Below are 23,252 nucleotides of genomic sequence, written 5' to 3'. Positions count from 1 at the left end.
TAAAATACAGTATCATGAGAACATTTTTTAAAGTCATCCTAAGTTTTCTTCTTCTTTTAGGTCCGGCTATTATAACGGCACAGGAACAACTTGCAAAGCAATGGGAGCTAGATCCACATCATACCTCCGTAAATTTTGGTGTAAAGCATTTCTTTAATACGGTAAACGGTATTTTCCAAGAGAAGGAAGGGACATTTAATTTTGATGAGAGCGATTTAGCTAACAGTAAATTCACCTTTAAAGTCGCCGTTGCCAGCATTGACACCAATAATGAGAAACGCGACAAACACCTTAGATCCGAGGATTTTTTTAATGCCGCCATGTATGAATACATCACCTTTAGTTCTAATAAGATCGAAAAAACGGAAGGCAATAACTATCAGGTGACTGGTGATTTAACCATCAAGGACGTAACAAAAACCGTTACTATACCCTTTCGGATTACTGGGGAAATGGAACACCCCATGATGGAGGGGACTTTGATTAAAGGACTTTCCTTTAACACCTCTTTAAACCGGACCGATTATGGAGTAGGAACTGGAGATTGGGGTATGACAATGGTAGTCGGTGATAAGGTAAATATTGAAATCAATATGGAACTTAACAGGAAGATGTAATGCCTTCCTTATAATTTTAAGCCCCGGGTTCAACTCATTGGTCCAAAAACTACCGATTTTAGCTATATAAAGGATACACCTTATCCTTTTAAAAGTCAACACCTCAACAGGCCCCTCAGTCGTAGCAATGCTTCAAGGGGCCTTTTTATATGAATCAGACACGATCTTTGAAAATGATTTAGAGAACATGGCTATATATCCAAATTGATATAGTATACCATTGCCCAATTTACACATTAAGATGCGTTAGGGACCGTAGCGGAGCAAGGGATATAGCCAAGGACCCGCCCGACGTAGGAGGGAACGCCCACATTAGTATACCATTCATAATAAATTAAAAGGGTCTCGTCTCAATAATTACAACTCCAAGTTTATTGCTTTTGCCCTTAAAACCCTTCCTGATGCTTGAAGTTGAATTGAATTAATGTTATCTTTATCTAAGCTATCCCCTTCTGCAGGAAATATGTGGAGTTTCTTTTGGCAGGCCATACTATGAAAAAACATAGGTCCACACTTACTCCTTTAGATATTGACCATGAAGACACAAAAACGACTTGTTCTGCTGCTAATTTCCAATGTTGTGCTACTGCTGACACCCCTAATTGCAATGCAGTTTACCGATGAAGTTAACTGGAAACTTTCCGATTTTATGGTCGCCGCAGCACTTCTTTTTGGAACTAGCCTATTGTGTGAGCTTGTGTTGCGCACCATCCAACGAAAAAGGACCCAACTGGTTCTTTGTTTTTCCCTAGTACTAGTATTTTTAATTGTCTGGGCAGAACTTGCAGTAGGTGTTTTTGGAACCCCCTTCGCTGGATCTTAGAAATATAGAATATTGTTCTTTGCCTATTGTCCCTACCCTATCCGAACAGCCTAAATCAATAAATTATTTGGAGAGATACTCATATCCTTATAATATCGGTAGGGGTTTCAATTAAAATTGTAAGATTGCCCCGCAAGGCAATGGGTTGTTTCATGATTTCGGGATTTTTCCTAATCATCTTTATCCAGTCATCCGTAGAAAAATTGTGGTGCTGAAAGTGAGAATAGTAGGAAGGGTGTTCCTGGTTTACCAAATCGGACACTTTTATTTTCAAGCGATCTGCCAGTTCAACTATTTGTGTTCCTGTAAGTGGCGTCTTTAGGATGTCTATTTCCTGTATCGGTAATCCCTCCGCTTTGGCATACGCCAATGTTTGTTTGGCCCTAGTTGATCTAGAGCTGTAATACAAGGTAATTTGTCTGTCCGATGTTGCGATTTCCCCCATGCCTTTAAAAATTTAAGTTACTTATTTTCAGCGCCCCTCTTATTCTATCGAAAGGTGGAACCGGCCTCTTTAAAGACTCTATACCTGAAATAATAGTGTCGTATATTTCCCAGCATAAATTTACGAACTAGGCAGAGCAACGATAATGACCAATGTCAGTTGAAAAAAGAAAGTTTTAGGAAGATTGCCAGCGAATAGTCATTGCAGTTGCCAGCTTTTTTATTTGAAGAAACATGTGAATAAGATAAAGTCTACTCCGTTAAAAAAGATTATTCTTTTTAGAACACTCCCACATAATCTACCTGTTACTTTTGTGGAAATGATGCTAAGGCGGCCCAACAACATATGCGGCTTTAAAAGCCTAGCTATAATACTCATAAAGTACTCGGTGATCTCTGCTTTTTTTTATCGGTGACTAAAAAGCCTCCTTTAATTTTTTAAAGAGCATCACTGCCAATAAGCACAGAAATCCTATCACCGCTCCGGCAATCAACTCGCCCAAAATGGAAGGGATTCCATTAACCCAATGGTGTAACCATTCTAGACTATGAACAAAAATGCCTCCGGACACCAAAATCAATGCTATGGTTCCTATGACCGATAAACTTTTGATAACCCATGGTAGTGCAGCCACCAGAAACCTGCCAATGGCATTAGTAATACTCCGTTTTTCACCATTAAGGGCAATAAGTTTTAGACCCAAGTCGTCCATACGTACTATCAGCGCAACAATGCCGTACACCCCTACCGTTGCCACTATGGCAATTATCGTTACTACCATTATCTGGGTACCAATAGGCTGTTTTACCACCGTTCCCAGGGCTATTATTACTATTTCAACGGAGAGAATAAAATCGGTTATGATGGCCGACTTAATTTTTTTCTCCTCCACCGATAAGATTTCTTGCTTACTTAAATGGGTATTTACAGATTTGACTTTTGGGTGTTTATGCGGAAAAAAGTATTCATATATTTTCTCAGCCCCTTCGTAGGCAAGATAGAGTCCGCCCAACACTAAAATCACCGTGATTGCCATTGGAAAAATCGCGCTGAGCAGAAAAGCCACCGGAAGAATGATCAGTTTATTAATAAAAGAGCCTTTTGTAATGGCCCATAATACCGGTATTTCCCTATCCGATATAAAGCCTGAGGCTTTTTCGGCATTTACCGCCAGGTCATCCCCTAATATGCCCGCTGTTTTCTTACCGGCTATTTTACTCATGGCCCCAACATCGTCCATCAAACTTGCTATGTCGTCTAGTAAGGCAAAAAATCCTGATGCCATATCAATACCTCTTATTTAATAGTTATCCTTGCTTATTATCTACTATTATAGTTCACCCAAAGACCAATGCTCCAATATCAACTGCGGGCTTAAAATAGTTTCGTAAAAAATATACGTCTCAAAATAGGTCATTTCTCTCTCCAATCCCCGTTATCTATACCTCAGAAACTGAGGAGCAGTAACATCACCAGATTCGAAGGTATTATAATAGCTCATCTCATAATCAACAAAAATAAAGGTAAAGGTAAAAAATATTGAATCGATTGTTTGCTTTTTGCCTACAAGATTGGATTTACACGAACTTATTATAGTCCAACCTAAGGTAGATAAATCGCAGCATAAGCCATTGACCCCATGCCTACCTCCCTTTCTAGTTCGGCTCCAAATATGGATCTGGTTTTGACCTTAGTCCTTACCTTAGCAATTTTGGTGCTTCCGTTTTGGCTTGTGCTTTTACCCATGTTACAATCTGTAATATTCTAATGAGTTTTTCAACCAATTTACGCTCACTTTAACGATAATCCTTCTATATACTAGCACTTTTTTTGAATATTATTCCGACACATAAAGTAATAAAAACACAAGTTAATCCGTTAATTGTTTATGATCTTTGAAAAACAAAACATTGTGTTCGTTTTTTGAAATCCGACCAGCAGTTGGCAAAATCATTTCTAAAACTTTAATCTAAAATTAAATAAACAACTAATAATTATGGGATTACTTAATAAATTAATTGGGAACGCCAGTGAAGTTTCTATTGAATCGTTAAATGAACAATACGGACGATTGCTTATAGAAAATGAAAAGATAGAATTAGGGTTTAAGCTTTTACGAGATACCTTTATGTTTACCAACAAACGCCTGATTTTAATTGATGTCCAGGGAATAACGGGAAGTAAGGTTGAATATAAATCCATACCTTATAATAGCATCTCTAGATTTTCCTTAGAATCTGCTGGCACTTTAGATTTGGACGCGGAATTGAAATTATGGATTTCAAGTGAAAGTACCCCTTCCGTGAGTAAAAAATTCGACAAAACTATTGACGTCTATGAAGTACAAAAATATTTAGCTGGCAAAGTACTTTAATAGTCCAAAAAAATAGACTTCAAAAACTATTGCTCAGCTCCTTAATTTTTAAAATAACGACACGGAAACGGCTTTATAAAGTCGTTTTTGTTTATTTTACGATTAAGGGTAGCTCTTTATTCACGCAAGGAAGTGCCAATAAACGCTACCTAAAAATTATTTATAGGATATTGCCAAATTCGGTATTTCTATAAGCAGCCCAACACGGAACACCCTCCTAATTTTAAATCTTAATCCGTACCTAGGCCAAGCCTAGAATGGTCGAGCCCTTCCCATGATTTTAATCATTTTTATTGTAGTCCCCCTCCCTTATATTTATAAATGGTAAGTCTTAAAAAGTACACCATTAAGAATACCGACTAAAAAGCAGGAAACCAAATTTTAAATGATGTTCCTGGTTAAGAACTTTTTATGTTGGCGCAATATTGGGTTTAGGACCTTGAATTCTATTAGCTGGCAAATCCTATAAGAAGTAATTACCGATACGGATAGCGTTCGATATGGATACGGAAGCTCCTACCGATATTATGAACCGCCAAAGACACTAATGTCACGAAAAAATCGTTTCAGGCAATCTAAAATGCTTCCTATGGGACTGATACTGACTTTAAACACCTTATAACCCGTCAAAAATGAATTCCTGATGAGAAAATATACGCTAAATCTGGCCAATACATTTTACTTTATCTTCACTCTTACGGCAATCATTTGGATTCTTAAGGCAGGAAAGTTTTTTTTGGCTCCCCTGATATTTAGTTTTTTTTTGCCTTGATGTTAAAACCCTTTGTCGCTTTTTTTGAAAGGAAATTAAAATATAGGATCTTGGCTATATTTACAGCTTTCTTTCTGTCGGTTGTTCCCTTATTTGGGATATTTTTCTTTTTTTTCAATCAAACCCGAATTTTGTTCAATGAGCTTCCACCGGTAAGGGAACGCTTCCATAAAATCATGAAAATGTTTTCTGATTGGACCGACCGCATGTTCCAATTAAAAACCGATGCTACTTCTAGTTGGATCACAGACAATATTTCAGCGGCAACCGATATCACCTTCGGCTTCATAAAAGAAAGCCTACAATCTACTACCACCGTATTAGCAAATATGGTCTTAATAGTGATCATTACGTATTTCTTTTTGTTGTATCGAACGGCTTTTAAAAACTTTATTCTACTTCAAGTAACTTCACATAGAAGAAAATCCACGGTACAGCTTTTAGATAAAATACAGCAGCTCACCAAACGGTATATGTTGGGCCAAGGGCTAGTTATAATCATTCTTGGTTTGCTTATCGGTTCGGGACTATGGGTCATCGGTGTTCCCTACCCTTTCTTCTGGGGATTCCTGGCCGGTTTTCTCGAAATAATCCCCTACCTCGGTACTTCTGTAGGCGGTTTTCTGCCATTTTTTTACATGCTCATGGTCTCAGATACGCTTTGGCAACCTATGGCGGTCATTGTCCTCTATATTTTTGTACAACAAATTGAGGGAAATTTTATCTCTCCCAATATTATAGGGCAAAGTATCCGTATAAATCCCTTGTTCATTATTTTAGGGCTATTTATAGGCGGGGTCATGTGGGGCATAGCAGGGATGATCCTTGCCTTGCCCATATTAGCGGTTTCCAAAGAGGTTTTCAGAAATTTCGACACTCTAGCGCCTTTTAGTTATCTTATGGAACACGGACTTGCCAGAAAAAAGGATGTTTTCCTTGACCGGTTCGACAATGAAAAACATCGTATTTTCAATTTGTTTTTTCAGGAAAAGCAAGAATAACAAAAGCGTTCTCACAAGCCCATTGGCTGTTACAATCAAGAGGTGGCTATATTAATTCCCTATCGTTTTTATCCGAATATTTTGGGCGTTCCCTCCTGCGTCGGGCGGGCCCTTGGCTATATCCCTTGCTTCGCTACGGGGATGCCGCCGCGGTCCCTAACGCAGAATATTCTTAAGGCAGCGGGTTTGGGCCCCTGAATGAAACTTAGGTTGCTTTTTCAACTAACAAGGGGCCAAGGATCTCTATTCCAACATAGCAAAATAAAACCTATACCCCCACCAACACCATCTATTTCGCTTCCCAAACAACCCCACTCACTATTTACCGCATTATTTCGCTAGTTCATTTTCTGGTTTTTTTGATGCAAACTCTAAGTCCTTACCCTTAAAGAATTGAAATTCCCGACTATGACGCATTTTTCGATAAAGATTTTCGTCCACTTCCACAGGAATCTTTAAATTCGGAAACGCAATTTTATAATATCCTTTTTCCTTTCCTAAAAGTTTTACCATAATTTGTTTCTTGTTCATTGCTCTCAATTTAAAAAAAAACATAATTACTGTCTGCATCCGATTTTCAATACTTGCTCGGATACGTTTTTGTTCCCTAGTTACACAGCGCTCTTATAGATACGGAAAGCCTTATTAAGATTACAATCCCATAAGCCCCAAAACAGTCGTTAACCAGTTAGGTCTTACTCAGAATGAATGGGGTAAAGAGTCGCTATTTGGCTACAATAATTTTTCAAATGCCATACCAAAGTAGTTTGTCACCGACAACTCGTATTGAAGAGTATATTCATAAACAACACATTGTCAGATGACTTTACAATAAAAACCTTTCTTCTTGTAACTGAAACAGCTACTTAAGCAAGGATGAAAATATGTCATTATAGCCAAACAACCAAATGTCAATATGACATTATTTTAAGTTTTTCATTATGTATTGTTTAATAATTTCCTTATAAAATTCTTAATAAACATTAAAAAAATAGGAATCAGAATACCCAGTATCGTTTTGGCATTTATTTTGTCTTTTTACCAGTAGCGTATTTGAATTGATATTTAACCTTTAAACGTAGTAGTTATGAATAACTTAATAACAGCTAGAAAAAATGGGGATATGCAAAATTCGAATGGCCTTAGGTTTCCGATCTGGTCTTCTTGGATAGACGAAGTGACCAACCGAAACCTACCTTCAATTTTTACATCAAACTTTAATACAGGTTTTCCTTTGCCCAAATCCATACCCGAGGAAATGGCAAATGGCCCAAAACTAAAGAGGAAAACTATACCAGTAAAGAGTTCGGATATTCTTCTCCCTGCCTCTAACGATTAATGAAGACGTTCTTAAGGCGGAATAATGATAGGGTGCTCCGTATTTACCTCTTTAAACAGGAAAAGGCTGACTATAAGCCAGCCAGATGCATCCAAATTTTATAATTGTAATTAACAAACTTAAAATCACAACTATTATGAAAGTTTTTGGTAAAGAAATTGGAACAAAGATTAAGATTCCACCTTTTATAGACAACTTTATTGGGAATCTTTTACCCAACAAGAACACGGATACTGAAGAATTGGTAACCATTCCTTCTACCAATATTAGCGATGAGGAGAAGGCGTTTGAGCTTTCACTAGCTTTGCCTGGCTTGGACAAGAATGATGTAACCATAGAAATACAGGATAATTATATGATCATCAGTGCCCATAAAGAACAAAGCCACGAAGAGAAACATAAAAATTGGGTCCGTACCGAGTTTGTCAGCAATTCGTTTTATAGGGCCTTTGGATTACCGCCCAACGCAGATCCCGAAAAGGTCCAAGCGAAGATGAAGAATGGTAGGTTAGATATAAAGGTAGGCAAGGCAGTAAATGCCTCAAACACAAATAAGATTATCAAAGTAGATTAAATCTTGTATGGCGCTTTATGATTGCTGAATGAAATGAGCATGACCAAAAACTGGTCGCAAATACAAATGTAGATATGCGAATCACTTAAGAAAATATCATAAACCTAAAAAATATTAAAAATGAAGACCTTAAGAAAATATGGGATATTGCTCCTTACCGCACTTTTAAGTACAGGGTGCAATAGCCAAGAAAGCAACATTAGCAAAGATGAAAAGGTTGGTTCCGAGCCTCCAAAAGGTAGCTGGAAGGTTCATAGGGAATTTAATGACGACGGAGAATTAATACGTTACGATTCCATTTATACCTGGTCCTCTGAAAATTCTCTAAATGAATTGGGCTCCTTGGATCGCGACAGCATATTACAGTCTATGCAATCTAGGTTTTACAAAAACTTTTCCCAATTTGATTTTGACAAAGAAGGATTCGGAAGAATGTTCGGAGAGGATTCCTTATTTATTAAACGGTTCTTTAACGAGGATTTTTTTCAGAATGAATTCGGGAAGGATTTTATGGATTTGGACAAGATGTACCAACGGATGGAAGCGAGGAGAAAACAATTTTTAGACAGGTATCATCCTTTGATCGAACTAAAAAAGGAAGAAAACTCCTCAGGGCAAGATTAATAACTCATAATAGGCATATGTAATAAAAAAAGGAACAACAGTTGTCCATTGTTCTTTTTGGAGCTACACTTTATCATCCAATTTTTATAATAACTTCTTGTATATAATTAAAGGTTAAATTATGATTTTCATATTAATTAGAGAAAAGCATTTCCCTTGCCAAATTACGCGACTCCCGGCCAATATGGCTTTTTTCTAATTCCTTTTTGACTTTTTCAGACAAAATAGGGAGAGAAATAGCGTTTCTCTCCCTAATTAACAACAATTCCTTATTCTCATAAAATTCTTAAAGACCAGATATCTAATACCCTGGGTTTTGTGTAGTAAGGGGTTTGCCATTATCATCAGTGCCCCCAGAATCTATTTGACCTTGAGGAATAGGCATATATTCATGTTTCCCTTCCACAAACGCGGCCCCTGTCAAATATCCTCTTTCAATCTTTTCCTTTTCCAAGTAAGTATTTATTACTTCTGCAGCAATGCCCCAACGTACTAGGTCAAAGAAACGGTGCCCTTCATGTGCCATTTCCAAGCGCCTTTCGGTACGCAGCGCGGTAACCGCAGCTTCTGGTGAATTAAAGGGAGTATCGTAGGTAGCTATCAAATAATTCGCTGCATCTGCGGTCCCATCCAAATTCTGAATATAGGCGCCGTTTTGTGCTCGTTCCCGTATTAAATTGATATAGGTCCTCCCTTCTTCCAAATTTCCCAAGGCTATAGCCGCTTCCGCCTTCCAAAGTAAGACATCGGCGTAACGTATAATATAATAATTGGCTGCAGTCACATATGGCCAAGAGGGTAAATAATTAGGATCATTGGCCGATATCACCCTTTTCTTAGGTCCATAAGGACCGTAAGTGGCCAAATCCCTTGCCCAATTTTCCTCATAATTAATTCCCAAATCCTTATATGGTACTCCAGGTCTTCCAACTACTATATCCAATCTAGGATCTACATTGTCGGTCGCGGTAACATCTATATTGTCTAACAACGGAGCACCTAAAGCATTTGTTTTATAAGCGTTCACTAAATTTTGTGAAGGTCGCAAAAAACCATATTGGGGATATCTTGGACCCCCCGGAGGCATTAAACGATCTCCAATGGACCCATTGTAATTGCTTGGAGAACCATCGTTAATTGAATACTGAATAGCAAAAACAACTTCGGGTCCGTTATCATTTTCTGGTAAAAACACTTCATTAAAGTTCGACATTAAACTATAGCCTCCATTAGTGATCACCTCATCAGCTGCAGCATTGGCCTCTGTCCATTTTTGCTGAAAAATGTAAGTTTTGCACAAATAAGCTTTCGCGGCCCATTTTGTAGGACGCCCAGGATCTGTCTGTGTCTCGGGCAAAACATTAAAGGCAGCATTAAAATCATCCTCTATTTTCCCCCACACTTCTTCGGGTGTAATCATAGTGTTAGAAAAGTAATTCCCGTCCTCGTCAATAAAGGAAATACGATTGTATATCTTTTTAAGCTCGAAATAAAAATGACCCCTCAAAAAATGCATTTCGGCTATCCTTTGATTTTTTGTGCCTTCATCAAACTCTGTAGTGTTCTTTAAAGCTTTAAGTACAGTATTGGCTCTATTTACGCCTTCGTAAAGCACACTCCATTTTTGTTCCACATCTTTAATCTGTGAATCCGTGGTGTAGATTTCCATTCGATGGATCTGATTCTGATCACCGGTTCCACCTCCCCCTTTATAGGCGTCATCCGATAGGACATCACCAAAACTCCAGTTCGATGCCGGAGAATTAAAAGCATTGGATGCTTCATTTCCCTGACCGTTTAAAATACTATAGGCAGAAATGACCAATGGTTCTATATTTTCGGGCAATACAACCTGTTGGTCGGTAAGTTCCCCGAAAGGTTCTTTTTCCAAGAAATCGTCACTACATGATGTGAAAAGAGTTCCCAACATACTTAGTGCAAAAATTATTTTTTTCATCTCGTTTTGTTTTAAAAATTAAGATTAATACCAAATGTAAATGTCTGGGAGCTAGGATAAATCCCCCTATCCACGCCTATATCCAAATTTCGCTCGTCAGAATCATAATTCTGAAGACCAATCTCAGGATCTAACCCTTCATAGCTGGTAATCGTTAGCAAATTGTAGGCCTCCAAATATATCCTTACCCGAGAAGCCTTAATTCTTTGGGCAATACTCTCCGGAAACGAATATCCTACTTGTAATGTCTTTAATCGTAGATAAGAACCATCCTGAACATAAAAAGAAGAAGGACGAATATTGTTATTGGGATCATTTAGAGACACCCGAGCCAAATCCGTATCAGTGTTCTGCGGAGTCCATGCATTTAAAATACGCCCACTTTTGTTATAATTTGCCAGATTAAAAAAATCACTATAATACCGCGATAAATCATAAATATCATTTCCCTGCGAGCCTTGAAAGAACAATGTAAAATCAAAAGCTTTGTAAGAGGCAGAAAAATTAATCCCATAGGTAAAATCGGCATGGGGCGATCCTAAGTAGGTCCGATCGGCATCACTAATTGATCCATCTCCATTCAAATCCCTAAATTTATAATCCCCGGCCTTTGCACTAGGCTGACTGCTGGATGCAGCCTCTGCATCATTTTGAAAAATCCCATCCACCACATGACCATAAAAAGAAGCTATTGGTTGCCCTATTCCTGTTCTAGAAGTTGATTGGTCAAAATTAACATTATGTAAAACACCCGGATCGGTCTCGATAAACTCTATCCCTTCACCTAAAGACATAAGTTTATTATCGATTACTGAGAAATTGACCCCTACCTCATAATTAAAGTCTTTTCTTGGATCACTTTGATAACTCGCAGCCAATTCAAATCCTTTGTTTTGCATTTCTCCAACATTCTGCCATTGTCCTCGATTGGTAATACCAGACTGGTCTGCGGGAAGAGTTTTAAACAACAACAGATCATCTGTGTTTTTTATAAAATAATCGGCTGAAACGGTTATCGAATTATCCAAAAATCCAAAATCCAGTCCTATATTGGTCTGAGTGGTGGTTTCCCATTTTAAATCAGGATTTGCAATTCTAGATAGTGTAAATCCTGTTTCCGTGCTATTTTGGGAACCATTAATAGCATAATTGGAATAAAAGGGGTTGCTGCTAAATCCTGACACGGTTTGGTAAGCGGGAATATCCTGATTACCTGTTAATCCCCATCCTGCTCTTAATTTTAAGTTGGAAATAGCCCCTTCATCATTAAAGAAGTCTTCTTCGGAGATCTTCCAGCCTACCGACAATGCCGGAAAAGTCCCCCAACGATTGTTTAATAATTTGGAAGTCCCATCCCGACGCAAAGTGGCAGAAAACAAATACTTATTGTCAAGACTATAATTTAGTTTGCCGAAATAAGAAAACAAGGAGTACTCTATTTTGTCTCCTGTATTGGTCTGTGTACCCTGATCACCTGCGTTTAACACACGTATATTTAGCTCATTCGTAGGCAGATCATCTATAGAAGCTGTAGTAACTTCATATAAGTTCTCTATACTTTCTATACCTAACAGTACATTAAAATTATGTTTTTCATTTACTGTTTTCGAATAGTTAAGTGTATTGGACCATACCCAATCCCATTTCACTTCGTCCCTGACCGATAAGTTGTTAATTGCTCTTTGGGCATTAGGTTCTTTGTAAGAAGGGTTAAAATTGGTGCCTTTAAGGGTGCTATAATTGACCCCGAAATTAGTTTTGAATGTTAATTCCTTAAACAACTGGATTTCAGAATAAACATTTCCGAATACACGAAGATTGTCTACATCATTATATTTGTTTCGCTCTAGGTTTCCCAAGGGATTTTGAACATCGGAAAGTGGATATCCGGTAAAATCCCCATTAATATCATATATAGGGGCAATGCTTGGAATACGGTATGCATCGTAAACAGCATTTCCCAGGAGCGAATTGGTATTAGTACCAACCGAGTTGGAGTATGCGACAGTTAAATTCTCACCAACGGTAACTTTATCGTTAAACAATTTGTAATCAGAATTTAGTCGCGCTGTAATTCTTTTAAAATCAGTATTCTTTAAAGTTCCCTCCTGATCAAAGTAACCTAAGGAGAACATGGAACGCGATTTTTCACCTCCTTTGGAAAAGTTCAAATTATAAGATTGAATAATTGCAGGGTCAAAAATTTCTGCTACCCAATCGGTATTGGCCGAAGGAATGGTGTTCGCTTCATCTAAAAATGCCGGAATTATTGGAGATGTTCCATTTCCATAAACACCATGGGAAGGGGTAATACCATCATTATTAAAGGCTTGCCAGTATACGTCTCCATACTCTTGGGCATTTAAATTATTAGGCAAATTGTTCGCATTTTGTATTCCTGTATGCATGTCAAAAGACACCTTAACAACTTCGGATTTACCCTTTTTTGTGGTGATGATAACCACTCCGTTGGCAGCCCGTGAACCGTAAATACTAGAAGAAGAAGCATCCTTTAAAACTTGTAAGGAAGCAATATCATTAGGGTTGATCAAATTGATCCCCGTAGTTGTAGGGACCCCGTCAATTATATATAACGGATCGTTATTTCTGATAGTACTATATCCTCTGATCCTTAGTGTACTTGCCCCTCCAGGAGCACCGGAACTTACTAATTCTACACCCGAAACCCTTCCTTGCAACATATTATCAACACTGGCAACAGGTTGGCTTACAACTTCATCCATCTCTACTATGGCTACGGCCCCTGTTAGATCACTTTTTCGTTCTGCGGTATAGCCAGTAATAACCACCTCATCCAAGGCAGATGCATCTTCATTTAATAGCACTGAAAGCCTAGCTTGTCCGTTTACCGCTACTTCCTTGGTAGCATATCCAATATATGAAATAATCAGGACCGCATTTTCACTGGCCACCGCCAGGGAAAAATTCCCATCAAAATCTGCAGTAACTCCGTTAGTGGTTCCCTTTTCAACAATATTCGCTCCCGGTAGGGGTTGGCCTTGTTGATCTGCAATAGTTCCGGATACCTGAAACTGTATTGATGGGTTTAGGTTCTTTTCCTTCCCTGATTTTTGGGAAGATTGCGTAATTACCTCCCTCTTTTTCAGAATTATTTGTTTGTTCAAAACTTCAAAGGCCACATTGGTATTGGCAAACAACTCTGTTAGGATTGTAGTAATCTTTTCCTTCTCTACGCGAATAGAAACCTTTCTATTCAGATCTACGTCCTTCCTGTTCAACAGAAATTTAAATTCGGATACAGCCTCAATTTGGTTGATCACCGTTTTCAAACTGACATTGGAAATATCCAAAGAGATTTCCTTGTTCTGAGAATAGGTATTGGCATGAATCTGAAATAAGGATACGATGGTCAATAGTACCGAGAGTTTCATTTTTAAGCTTAGTTTAAAAGGGCAACACAAGGCACCCCCTAGATTAAAGAGTTTTTTCATAATTTTGGAATGTTATTTGGTTTAACTGGTTTAAATCATTTTGATCTTAATCGGGAAATGTGTCCGCATTTTCCGATTTTATTTTCCAAATGATCTGATTGTTGTTCTCTAAAAGGTTCTATTCATTGAGCATGGTTTTAAGGTTGTTGTTATTTATTTTATGATCACTTCATTGTTTTTGATAATGTAGGCTATATCATAGCTTTTACTGAACGATTCTAACACCTCTTCTATAGTCTCAATATCAAAAGTAGCGTCGAACACCTGATCGTCCAAAGCAGGGTTTTTATTTAAGATGGTTACGTTATAGCGGCGCTCCAGCGCTTTTCTGATAGCTTTAAAACTCGTGTTTCTAAATACCAATTTTCCTTGTACCCAAGCGGTATACAGATTGGTATCTACATTTTCTACCGATATTCCGTTCTCGTTTTTGCGCCACTCCCCTTTGTGTCCCGGTGCCAATATGGTGGGACCGAAATGGGAATTTTCACTATTTTTTAGCTGTAGGGAGACGGACCCTTCAACTAGTACCGTTTGGATATTAGGATCCTCGGGATAATGGCTAACGTTAAATTTTGTCCCCAACACCTTTACTTCCATATCATTGGCATTCACTATAAATGGATGTTCCTTGTCCTCGGCAACCTCAAAGAAAGCTTCTCCCGTTAAAAAAACGCTTCGTTCCCTACCCTTCACAAACGCCACAGGGTATCTTAAGGAGGTTCCTGAATTTAAAAACACATGGGTACCATCGGATAATATTAGATCAAACTGCTTCCCATAGGGTACCTTTAAGGTATTGTAAACCAACTTTTCTGTTTTTGAGGTGTTGGAATAGACCAGTTTTGATTTATCTTGGGTCCCGATAATATTCCCATTGGCATCCTTTACTGTTTTATTTTCAACCGGACTCAGCGTTTCTATTGCTCCGTTCTCCAGCGTTATGGTGATAAATTCGTCCTTGGGTTCCAAATTGCCCTCTGATTTTGTAAAAACCTGTAACTGCAAATAATACCCAAGCGATAAGAGCATTACCACAACGGCGGCATATTTCATTACCGCACTAAGTCTCCTAATCTTTTTATCTCTCTTGATCTTTCGTAAAAGATTGTCCTTTATCCTATCTGTATCGGGTTCGTTTATAGTAGTCATTATTTCTAGATGCGATTTTACATAGACATCCAACACTTCTTGGTTGCCCTTGAGAAGTATCCAGTCTGACAATAGATCCAATTCCTTTGCGGTAGCGGTATTCGACAAATATTTAATAATCAAGGGTTCCATTTCTGGGTTCGCCATAGCCTCTTTTTTATAGTAATGACAAAGCAAAATGGCAATACCCTAATCTTTTGTTAATTTTTTTAGATATTTGTAGAAACCAACTCTTTTAATTGTGACTAAACCACATAATTAATATGAAAAACAATGAAGACAGCCTATTGATCTATCGCCTAAGAAAGGGAGACGAAAAGGCCTATGTGTCCTTGGTAGATCTTTATAGCAAGCGATTGTTCGGGTATGCCCTTAGCCTGACCCATGACCACGCTCAATCCCAGGACATTGTTCAGAATATATTTTTAAAAACTTGGGTAAAGCGAAAAAAACTAGATATCCACTCCTCCTTACAGAACTTTTTGTTTAAGTCGGTTTATAACGAATTTATCAATCAATACAAGAAAAAGAGATCTACTATGGTCTTGGAGCAAAAATATTTCAACAGTTTGGAGAAAGCAGTTCACCTTCAAGACCACCAATCTTTTGAACGGATCATTGAACAGATTTCACAAGAAATTTCACAACTACCTCCTAAATGCCAACAAATATTTATTCTTAGTAAAAAAGAAGGCCTTACCAATAATGAAATATCGGCATACCTCAACATTTCCATTAAAAATGTAGAAGCCCAAATTACCAAGGCGTTTGGAATACTTAGGGATCGTTTGGGAAAAAAATACAAAGCTATAATGATGATTGTATTTGGAAAGGCCCCCTCAAAAGCTATTTAAGTCCAATGTATTCTATACTGTCAACATCTTTCTTTCCCCTACTCTTTTCCTTATCATAATTCACAAGGCTGTGCAAATTCTGGCAGACTTCCTTTTCAAGGATCTTTTTATAATTTTGGAGGCCTTACCAGTCATTCACTTTTTGGGCTGGATGTATTATATACATCTATTTGAAGAAAGGGTACGATGCTATAGATAGAATTACGAATTGTTAATTCTCAACCAATTAAAATACAATAGCTTAAATTTAATATTGTGTAGGAACTACTAAAAAGAAAACATGGTATGAAACTACTCAAAATAGTTCTAGTAACTTTTTTAATAACCTTACTCGCTACTTCTTATAATAGGTATCCTTGTTATTTTGGGTGATTTATATAGGCCTGTGTAATTGAATATTCTCTACAACGATAAAACAATACCTCCGACAGAATTATTGATTCTTTTAAATAAAATTGCGGACAATTAAAGTACCTTAGAACGTATGGAAGAGCAGATTCAAAAGTTTTTATTCAATCCCACTATGGGGAAAATTACTGCTATTTTTATAGGGACAGCGATCATTTGGCTTATAATTAAAGCGCTCCAACGAAATTTATTTACTAAAATAAAGGAGAATGATAATAGGTACAGAGCCAAAAAGTTCAGTAACTTCATTGGTTATTTTTTTACTATTGCTTTAATAACGATCATTTTTAGTGACAAGCTTGGGGGTTTAACGGTAGCTTTCGGCGTTGCAGGTGCAGGGATTGCCTTTGCTTTACAAGAAGTAATTGCCTCTTTTGCCGGGTGGCTCGCTATATTGTTTGGCGGCTTTTACAAACCTGGCGACAGAGTGCAGCTTGGCGGTATTAAAGGAGATGTTATGGATATTGGGGTTTTAAGAACTACTGTCATGGAAACAGGCCAATGGGTTGACGGGGATCTGTACAACGGAAGAATTGTATTAATAGCCAACAGCTTTGTGTTTAAGGAACCCGTTTTTAACTATTCGGGTGATTTTCCCTTCCTCTGGGATGAAATAAAAATACCCATACAATACGGTAGCAACTATGAACTGGCCCAAGAGCTATTTGAACAAGTAGGCAATGAGGTAGCTGGAAATCTCACAGAAGAATCAAGAGAAGAATGGACGGTATTGCAAAAGAAATACCGATTGGAAGACGCACAGACAGAAGCCATGGTATCCTTTATTGCAAACGACAATTGGGTAGAATATACCCTTCGATATATCGTTAATTACAAAAAACGAAGGAAGACTAAAACTTCTTTATTTCTTCAAATTCTGAAAAAGGTGGAAGCTACCAATGGACAAGTTAAATTTGCTTCGGCAACATTTCAATTGGTTGACCCGCCAGAATTTAAGGTAGATGTCAGGAATTAGAAAAACTAGCATAACGATCGCAAAAAACGGCTTTAAAAGCCGTTTTTCTTTCTAAAAAGTTATAGTTACCAATATTTTCAAAGGGCCTAATGAAGGTTAATGGACCATAACAGGGCGGTTTTAAATCCTTTTTTAGAAAGTTAAAGGATTATAAAACCTTTTCCTTTTTGCAATAAATTTGAGCCATGTAGATCTTACCAATAGCGCCTATTTTTACTAAATTTTAAAATTGCCAATCCATAACCTTTAAATAACAAACCGCATAATCAAACCCTTGATTCGAGAAATTTTATTGAGAGTAAGTACAAGGTCCTAAGCTCCCAGAAAATGTTTTCATGCGTTCATGATATCCTATTCCTTGTGTATGGGTGTTTTATGGTTTGTGTTCTTGACAGTGAAATTATTAATGTTTTTTACCGCCGTTATCATACTTCTTAAACATTCGGCCTGACTGTCTTTTGCCTCTGTTTCAGGGTTCGGATTGTAATATTCTTTTAGAAAACTATCCACAGGTGACCAAACAGTATGCATGACCCCCAAATATTTTTCAGCCATTTCAGGGGTGGAGTTTTGTATAAACGAATGCATCATGGTAACCTGCTCTTTTGCTACTTCAGGTTTTTTCCATGAACATGCTATTACTCGTAATCCTTTCATGGCAAAATACGCTGGTGTGGGGATAGCCTTTTCATAATGCCAATCACAAATTACCACTGACTTTGAAATTAGATCAATTGCAGCTGCCGTATTGTTCATACTACCTTCCCACATACCAATTCCCGAATCCGTGCCATCAAGAAGACGATCTCCCCAAATCCATAATGCTGTCCCAGTTTTCTTTAGGTGGTTATTCAGCTTATTGACTTCATCCGCAAACAACTTTGCCGGATTCCTGCCTTGGCAACGTGGACAATCGGGATGGGCAAGGTAAAAGACCTCATCCATACCCGCATGAAAGGCTTTGGCTTCGAAAACCGCGACTATTTCATCCATGATATCAAAAACAACCTCGTGTACTTCTGGATGTAATGGACAATAGCTTTTGCAGTATAGCCTATCATCATTGGGCCACTCGTATTTTTCAGGGAGTTTAATAGTGGGAGTCTCATCAAATTGGGGGTAGACCTCCAATAATTTTCCAAGGCTACTGTGCCACGATTGATGTCCCAATAGGTTTACTTGAGGGATTAGGTTGATATTATACTTCTTACAAACTGCTACCAGTTTTTTCACGTCCTCCTTACCCAGCGGGTTATCCCCTCTTAATTCCGGTCTCGATTCATACGCATAATTAAAATCGACCCTAAGAACAAGGGTGTTTATGCCACCAGGAGCCAGCTCGCTTTCTATAAAACCGACAAATTCATCCACTTCCGTTTTTAAAGGTGCCGAAATACAGAGTCCGTTTACGGAAAAAACAGATTGACCAAATGCTAGGGCCGTACCTAGAAACAGTAATAAAAAAACATTTCTTTTCATCATGATATTGTATTTATTATAGTTTATATTTAAAACTACCTCTTATGGGTATAATCGCCATAGCGGTCGTATAGCTCATCCCTTATATCTACTTTGGTTATCTTTTTCAGTGCGCTAGGGGTAGATGGTCAAAAGAAATAATTAAAGTTCCATAGTTGTCGCTGTTATACTATTTAAAACCATCGTCTTTACCCGGAATAATCCATGGCCTCTCCCTTTCCAAATCCACAACTAAATCCAAAAGCCACAACCCGCCCCCTTTGTCGGGTATTGTAAATTTCAAATGCCAGTTGCCCAATTCCAGGCTCCTCTATCCTAGAAGCGAATACGTCCATAAGGCTTAGATTGAGAACCGCCTTGCCTCTAAAGAGGTTTTTCCTAAAACCTAGGTCCATATATAGGTTATTGTATATAGCACTCTGCACCGTTTGGCAACTAGATAGATAATTCCCAGTCATTTCAAGGTCGACATCTAGGCTCCGTTACCTCATCCCTATCCCATTCCGCATTTGTTTCCCCATTTGCTCCTATGGCTGCAAATGCCGTAGAGGATGGCTGGTCTTCTATTTCCATGGCAAAATTACCCGAAAGAGTAAGCAGATTGGTTTCATTGATATGATAATCCGTACCAAAAACAATATTGTAATAGGTCTCATTCCGATATTCGGTACCACTGCTAAGAATAGTACGGTTATTTACAAGGTCCACATTTCTGGTCACTATATCATTGGGGAATTTTGGAAGCCCTACACCAAATTGCCTAAAGAGGTTAAATTTTTCTGTGCGCCTATTCAGGCTCACCCCAGCACTATGGCTATCCGGAGCACCGGTATTAACCGAGATAGAGCCGCTTAGCTCTTTTTGCTCCTCTTTTTTAATGACAATATAGATAATTCCCGATTACAATCACCCCAAAAAAACACACACATTATTTCGCGAACAGCATAAGTATACAAAAACGTCATTTACCCTTTAATAATTGTCTTTTGGAAATTTATAGTATCGAAATTGGAACAAAACTAATTGGTGTAGGCTCACTGCACTTTGAGTAAGCAAAAAAATGTCTATTGAATTTTTAGGGTTGACAAGGAACTTGCTAATATTATTACCTCTGTTTTTGTTTTTACTTATACATAAGGTAGGAAAATACATTTTTTAATTTTACATTGTACTGTTCTTAATTAACTTAAGAAGGGATAGGTTTTCCTCCCAAACTAAAAATAATAATTGATAATATATAACTTAAAACCAGTCTATGGAACTATTTAACCAACTGAAGGCCTTAGCTGATAAGGTCGACCAACTGAAGGAGCAAATCGGTACCGAGGAATCTACTAAACATGCTTTCACCTTGCCGTTCATAAATATTTTAGGATACGATGCTTTTAATCCATTAGAAGTGGTTCCAGAATTTACCGCTGATTTAGGTATGAAAAAAGGAGAAAAAGTTGATTATGCTATTTTTCAAAATGAAACGCCAATTTTAATTATTGAATGTAAACATTGGAAACAGGATTTGAATGTTCACAATTCCCAATTGTTTAGGTATTTCCACGTAACTAAAACGAGGTTTGCACTATTAACGAACGGGATTGTTTATAGGTTCTATACGGATTTGGATGAACCGAACAAAATGGATGAAAAGCCATTTCTGGAATTTGATATTACCACTTTAAAAGAAAGTACCGTTAAAGAAATTGAGAAGTTTCATAAATCCAATTTTGATATTTCAAAAATAGTGGACAATGCTAGTAATTTAAAATATACCAGGGAAATTAAAACTTTAATAGACCAGGAGCTTCAATCCCCTTCCCCAGACTTTGTTCGTCTCTTTGCAAACAAAGCTTATAACGGAAGATTAACGTCGACCGTATTGGAGGATTTTAAGGAAATTGTTAGTAAAGCATTCGTCCAAACCATTAGCGAAAAAGTAAGCGACCGACTAAATGCGGCATTAAACAAAGAAGAAGAGAAACAAAAGACCGAAGAAGAAATTGATTTAGAACCAAAAACTAAAATTGAGACAACAGAGGAAGAAATGGAGGCCTATCAGATTGTTGTTGCCATTTTACGAAGGAAATTACAAAAGGAAAGGATCGTACACCGTGATACGCAGTCCTATTTCGGGATCCTATTAGACGACAATAATAGAAAACCTATTTGCAGGCTTCACCTTAATGGTGGTAATAAGTACATCAGTATTTTTGATGACAGCAAAAAAGAAATAAAAGAACAAATAGACACAATTGATGACATTTACAAATTTGAAAAGCAGTTGTTACAAACTGTAGACAATTACGATGTTTCATTAAAAGTGATGTAATAGCCATCGACAGTACAATTATTTTCACCCTTCTAAAAAAGGCTAGCAGAAGCTGAAAAAATAAACTTAATTAATACTTAACAGCCTCTTTTCAACGAAAGAGGTTGTTTGTTACGATATACCAAACTAAGAGGCAATCAATTCCATAACGGACGATAGTTTGAATGCTTAGGCGTTATCCTAAGAAGGTAATTTTAATTATTTAATATCTATACATTTTGAACTTCCTGTTTTAGGAAGGCTTCAATTGATGCTAGATTTTTCAATAAACAGCACTTAATCCTGTTCTATTTTTTTGCGTTAGGGATGGCGGCGGCATCCCCGCAGCGGAGCAAGGGATACAGCCAAGAGCCCGCCCGACGAAGGAGGGAACGCCCACACTATATTCCCAGATGTCTTTTTAACTCCATTAATAATGCTGCTTTTAGGCGACATAATCGATGATAAATATGGGGTCTAGTGAGTACTTTATTACGACCGTCAGAATAAAAAAATCCCTTTAATTCCGGTTTTTATAGTAGTATATATTTAGTTTTGAACCCATTCTTTTATTCAGCCACTTCAATAAAATGAAAAAAAACCACCTCGTTAACAAGACCTCTAAAGCGGTTCTTAGCTTAAATTCTACGACCAAAGAAAGAATAAGGAGTATTATTGAAGATAATGATTCTAAACCTGGCCGACTCTTTGATATTACCATTCAAATACTGATATTCATATCTATTCTGGTGTACTGTTTGGGAACACTCCCCAATTTATCGCCTTTCTGGACAAGGACTTTAGATATTGTAAATAATGTTTGTTATATAGTTTTTACGATCGAATATTTTGGAAGGATTTATATTACCAACCATAAACTAAAGTACATTTTTAGTTTCTATGGTATTATAGATTTACTTGCTATTCTACCATTCTTATTCGCAAAACAATTTGATTTAAGAGCGATACGAGCATTGCGGATCTTCAGAATCATAAGTGCGCTGAAAATATCGAAGTATAATGATGCGCTTAGACGATTTGCCGTTGCCTTAAAAATCATACGGCCGGAACTGACCTTATTTTTCATTTTAACAGGGATTTTCATTTTCCTATCTGCAGCGGGCATTTATTATTTTGAAAACGAAGCTCAACCAAAAGAGTTTGCTTCTATCTTTCACAGTCTTTGGTGGGCCATTATTACTCTTACAACCGTAGGATATGGAGACATCTACCCCATAACCTTAGGAGGCAGAGTATTTACTTTTGTTATACTCCTTATGGGTTTAGGTGTGATTACAATCCCTACCGGCTTAATTGCAAGTGCCCTTTCATCTGCTAGAGATATTGAATTTAAAGAAAAGAAAAATAAAGAAAAAGAGGAAGAGAAAACAAATTAATGCTTCCAACCTTTTATCTTTCCTAAGGCAGATAGCCACCTCCTTAGTTTGAACGGCATTAGAGAATATGAATCCATTATGACATAAAAGTGGTCCCTGAAATACCCGAAAGAATCGCTAGAAGTTTTCTTTCAACCACTTATAGGATAGAATTATAAGGCCAATTGGCATCACCGCCGCCTGAAGGCGGTTCCCTAGTGTCATTTCTGGTGCTAAAGTACCACAGTCTAATTTAATCAACCAAAAAACACACAAAGGGCCTTCATAGTTAAAGGCCCATATAATTACTATGGTATTTTAATTATTTTCATTCAAAAGGCCATAGGGAATACTCCCAAAAAAACAATCAATTGTAATAGCTACGATTTCGTCTGACAGTTAAGAGTTTTTTTAGGCATTTTGACTCTTGGAATAATTTTGGTTTAGGGGCTCGTTTGGAGCCCCCTGACCATTCCAGTCGTCGGACAGGTTATTCCTGACAGGTTGGTCTCCACCAGAGCCTGTTTCCGCTTTACCTGCCTCTAATAAAGGTACAATTTTATCGGATTGTAAATCCAACATTTTTTCATCAGCCAAATATTTGCTGTCCAGTAGGGTCTGCATCGGTGTTTTTCCAAAACAGTGCTTTCCTGTGTGGGTTCTTTCATTATTGTAATACTGCAACCAGCCATCCAGATCTACCTGT

Annotated in this window: 20 protein-coding genes and 1 pseudogene; 11 read left to right on the top strand and 10 right to left on the bottom strand. The window is 37.6% G+C overall.

Annotated features, from left to right (window positions below):
• Window positions 1-14 precede the first annotated feature (14 nt).
• Both BUA16_RS16540 and BUA16_RS16535 read left to right on the top strand, forming a co-directional pair.
• Window positions 15-617 (top strand): YceI family protein, encoded by a 603-nt coding sequence (locus BUA16_RS16540; RefSeq protein WP_084668542.1) that lies wholly within the window; start codon window positions 15-17, stop codon window positions 615-617.
• Between the two features lie 535 nt (window positions 618-1,152).
• Window positions 1,153-1,440 carry a hypothetical protein gene (locus BUA16_RS16535; protein ID WP_072765842.1) on the top strand — a complete coding sequence of 96 codons (288 nt, stop codon included), beginning with the start codon at window positions 1,153-1,155 and terminating at the stop codon, window positions 1,438-1,440.
• A gap of 79 nt (window positions 1,441-1,519) precedes the next feature.
• On the opposite strand, the gene BUA16_RS16530 is transcribed toward BUA16_RS16535, so the two are convergent.
• Entirely contained in the window at window positions 1,520-1,885 is a 366-nt protein-coding gene (locus BUA16_RS16530) for an arsenate reductase family protein (RefSeq protein WP_072765841.1), read from the bottom strand.
• Window positions 1,886-2,300: 415 nt separating this feature from the next.
• Window positions 2,301-3,170 carry a DUF808 domain-containing protein gene (locus BUA16_RS16525; protein ID WP_072765840.1) on the bottom strand — a complete coding sequence of 290 codons (870 nt, stop codon included), beginning with the start codon at window positions 3,168-3,170 and terminating at the stop codon, window positions 2,301-2,303.
• Between the two features lie 711 nt (window positions 3,171-3,881).
• Here BUA16_RS16525 and BUA16_RS16520 point away from each other — a divergent pair.
• Window positions 3,882-4,259, top strand: coding sequence for a PH domain-containing protein (locus tag BUA16_RS16520; protein ID WP_072765839.1), 378 nt, complete (start codon window positions 3,882-3,884; stop codon window positions 4,257-4,259).
• 768 nt (window positions 4,260-5,027) lie between these two features.
• On the top strand, window positions 5,028-6,032 hold the full coding sequence (locus BUA16_RS16515) for an AI-2E family transporter (protein WP_317045402.1): 1,005 nt from the start codon (window positions 5,028-5,030) through the stop codon (window positions 6,030-6,032).
• Window positions 6,033-6,362: 330 nt separating this feature from the next.
• Here the strand turns inward: BUA16_RS16515 and BUA16_RS16510 are convergent, their stop codons facing one another.
• Window positions 6,363-6,563, bottom strand: coding sequence for a hypothetical protein (locus BUA16_RS16510; protein ID WP_072765854.1), 201 nt, complete (start codon window positions 6,561-6,563; stop codon window positions 6,363-6,365).
• Window positions 6,564-7,119: 556 nt separating this feature from the next.
• Here BUA16_RS16510 and BUA16_RS16505 point away from each other — a divergent pair.
• From BUA16_RS16505 to BUA16_RS16495, 3 genes are all read left to right on the top strand, one after another.
• Window positions 7,120-7,371 (top strand): hypothetical protein, encoded by a 252-nt coding sequence (locus BUA16_RS16505; protein WP_072765837.1) that lies wholly within the window; start codon window positions 7,120-7,122, stop codon window positions 7,369-7,371.
• A gap of 136 nt (window positions 7,372-7,507) precedes the next feature.
• Window positions 7,508-7,945, top strand: coding sequence for an Hsp20/alpha crystallin family protein (locus tag BUA16_RS16500; RefSeq protein ID WP_072765853.1), 438 nt, complete (start codon window positions 7,508-7,510; stop codon window positions 7,943-7,945).
• Between the two features lie 120 nt (window positions 7,946-8,065).
• Window positions 8,066-8,569 carry a hypothetical protein gene (locus BUA16_RS16495; RefSeq protein ID WP_072765836.1) on the top strand — a complete coding sequence of 168 codons (504 nt, stop codon included), beginning with the start codon at window positions 8,066-8,068 and terminating at the stop codon, window positions 8,567-8,569.
• Window positions 8,570-8,870: 301 nt separating this feature from the next.
• Here BUA16_RS16495 and BUA16_RS16490 read toward each other — a convergent pair whose 3' ends face one another.
• The 3 genes from BUA16_RS16490 to BUA16_RS16480 all read right to left on the bottom strand — a co-directional run bounded on the left by BUA16_RS16490 (window position 8,871) and on the right by BUA16_RS16480 (window position 15,298).
• Window positions 8,871-10,526, bottom strand: a complete 1,656-nt coding sequence (locus tag BUA16_RS16490; RefSeq protein WP_072765835.1) for a RagB/SusD family nutrient uptake outer membrane protein — start codon at window positions 10,524-10,526, stop codon at window positions 8,871-8,873.
• Between the two features lie 11 nt (window positions 10,527-10,537).
• Window positions 10,538-13,999: a TonB-dependent receptor gene (locus BUA16_RS16485; protein WP_218616774.1), complete on the bottom strand. Its 3,462-nt coding sequence runs from the start codon at window positions 13,997-13,999 to the stop codon at window positions 10,538-10,540.
• 153 nt (window positions 14,000-14,152) lie between these two features.
• The gene (locus BUA16_RS16480; RefSeq protein WP_084668539.1) at window positions 14,153-15,298 is read right to left on the bottom strand and encodes a FecR family protein; all 1,146 of its coding nucleotides are present in this window, start codon (window positions 15,296-15,298) and stop codon (window positions 14,153-14,155) included.
• 116 nt (window positions 15,299-15,414) lie between these two features.
• Here BUA16_RS16480 and BUA16_RS16475 point away from each other — a divergent pair, with 116 nt between their 5' ends.
• Together BUA16_RS16475 and BUA16_RS16470 are read left to right on the top strand one after the other, a co-directional pair.
• Window positions 15,415-16,005: an RNA polymerase sigma factor gene (locus BUA16_RS16475; RefSeq protein WP_072765834.1), complete on the top strand. Its 591-nt coding sequence runs from the start codon at window positions 15,415-15,417 to the stop codon at window positions 16,003-16,005.
• A 484-nt stretch (window positions 16,006-16,489) separates the two neighbouring features.
• The gene (locus BUA16_RS16470) at window positions 16,490-17,389 is read left to right on the top strand and encodes a mechanosensitive ion channel family protein (RefSeq protein WP_072765833.1); all 900 of its coding nucleotides are present in this window, start codon (window positions 16,490-16,492) and stop codon (window positions 17,387-17,389) included.
• A 351-nt stretch (window positions 17,390-17,740) separates the two neighbouring features.
• Here the strand turns inward: BUA16_RS16470 and BUA16_RS16465 are convergent, their stop codons facing one another.
• The 3 genes from BUA16_RS16465 to BUA16_RS16455 all read right to left on the bottom strand — a co-directional run bounded on the left by BUA16_RS16465 (window position 17,741) and on the right by BUA16_RS16455 (window position 19,588).
• A complete protein-coding gene (locus tag BUA16_RS16465; RefSeq protein WP_072765832.1) occupies window positions 17,741-18,871 on the bottom strand; it encodes a family 20 glycosylhydrolase in 1,131 nt (376 codons plus the stop codon).
• Between the two features lie 185 nt (window positions 18,872-19,056).
• Complete coding sequence (locus tag BUA16_RS16460) at window positions 19,057-19,326, bottom strand: outer membrane beta-barrel protein (RefSeq protein ID WP_072765831.1); 270 nt, start codon at window positions 19,324-19,326, stop codon at window positions 19,057-19,059.
• Between the two features lies 1 nt (window position 19,327).
• On the bottom strand, window positions 19,328-19,588 hold the full coding sequence (locus BUA16_RS16455) for a hypothetical protein (RefSeq protein WP_072765830.1): 261 nt from the start codon (window positions 19,586-19,588) through the stop codon (window positions 19,328-19,330).
• A 535-nt stretch (window positions 19,589-20,123) separates the two neighbouring features.
• On the opposite strand from BUA16_RS16455, the gene BUA16_RS16450 reads away from it, so the two are divergent.
• Both BUA16_RS16450 and BUA16_RS16445 read left to right on the top strand, forming a co-directional pair.
• Complete coding sequence (locus tag BUA16_RS16450) at window positions 20,124-21,191, top strand: type I restriction endonuclease (protein WP_072765829.1); 1,068 nt, start codon at window positions 20,124-20,126, stop codon at window positions 21,189-21,191.
• A 569-nt stretch (window positions 21,192-21,760) separates the two neighbouring features.
• Window positions 21,761-22,567 carry an ion transporter gene (locus BUA16_RS16445; RefSeq protein WP_084668538.1) on the top strand — a complete coding sequence of 269 codons (807 nt, stop codon included), beginning with the start codon at window positions 21,761-21,763 and terminating at the stop codon, window positions 22,565-22,567.
• 555 nt (window positions 22,568-23,122) lie between these two features.
• Here the strand turns inward: BUA16_RS16445 and BUA16_RS19010 are convergent.
• Window positions 23,123-23,252: pseudogene (locus BUA16_RS19010) on the bottom strand (IS481 family transposase); the annotation flags it as partial.

It is taken from the genome of Arenibacter nanhaiticus, assembly GCF_900141935.1.
Lineage (GTDB): Bacteria > Bacteroidota > Bacteroidia > Flavobacteriales > Flavobacteriaceae > Arenibacter > Arenibacter nanhaiticus.
The sequence above is the reverse complement of the archived record's forward strand: the minus strand, read 5'-3'. Positions and strand labels throughout refer to the sequence as shown.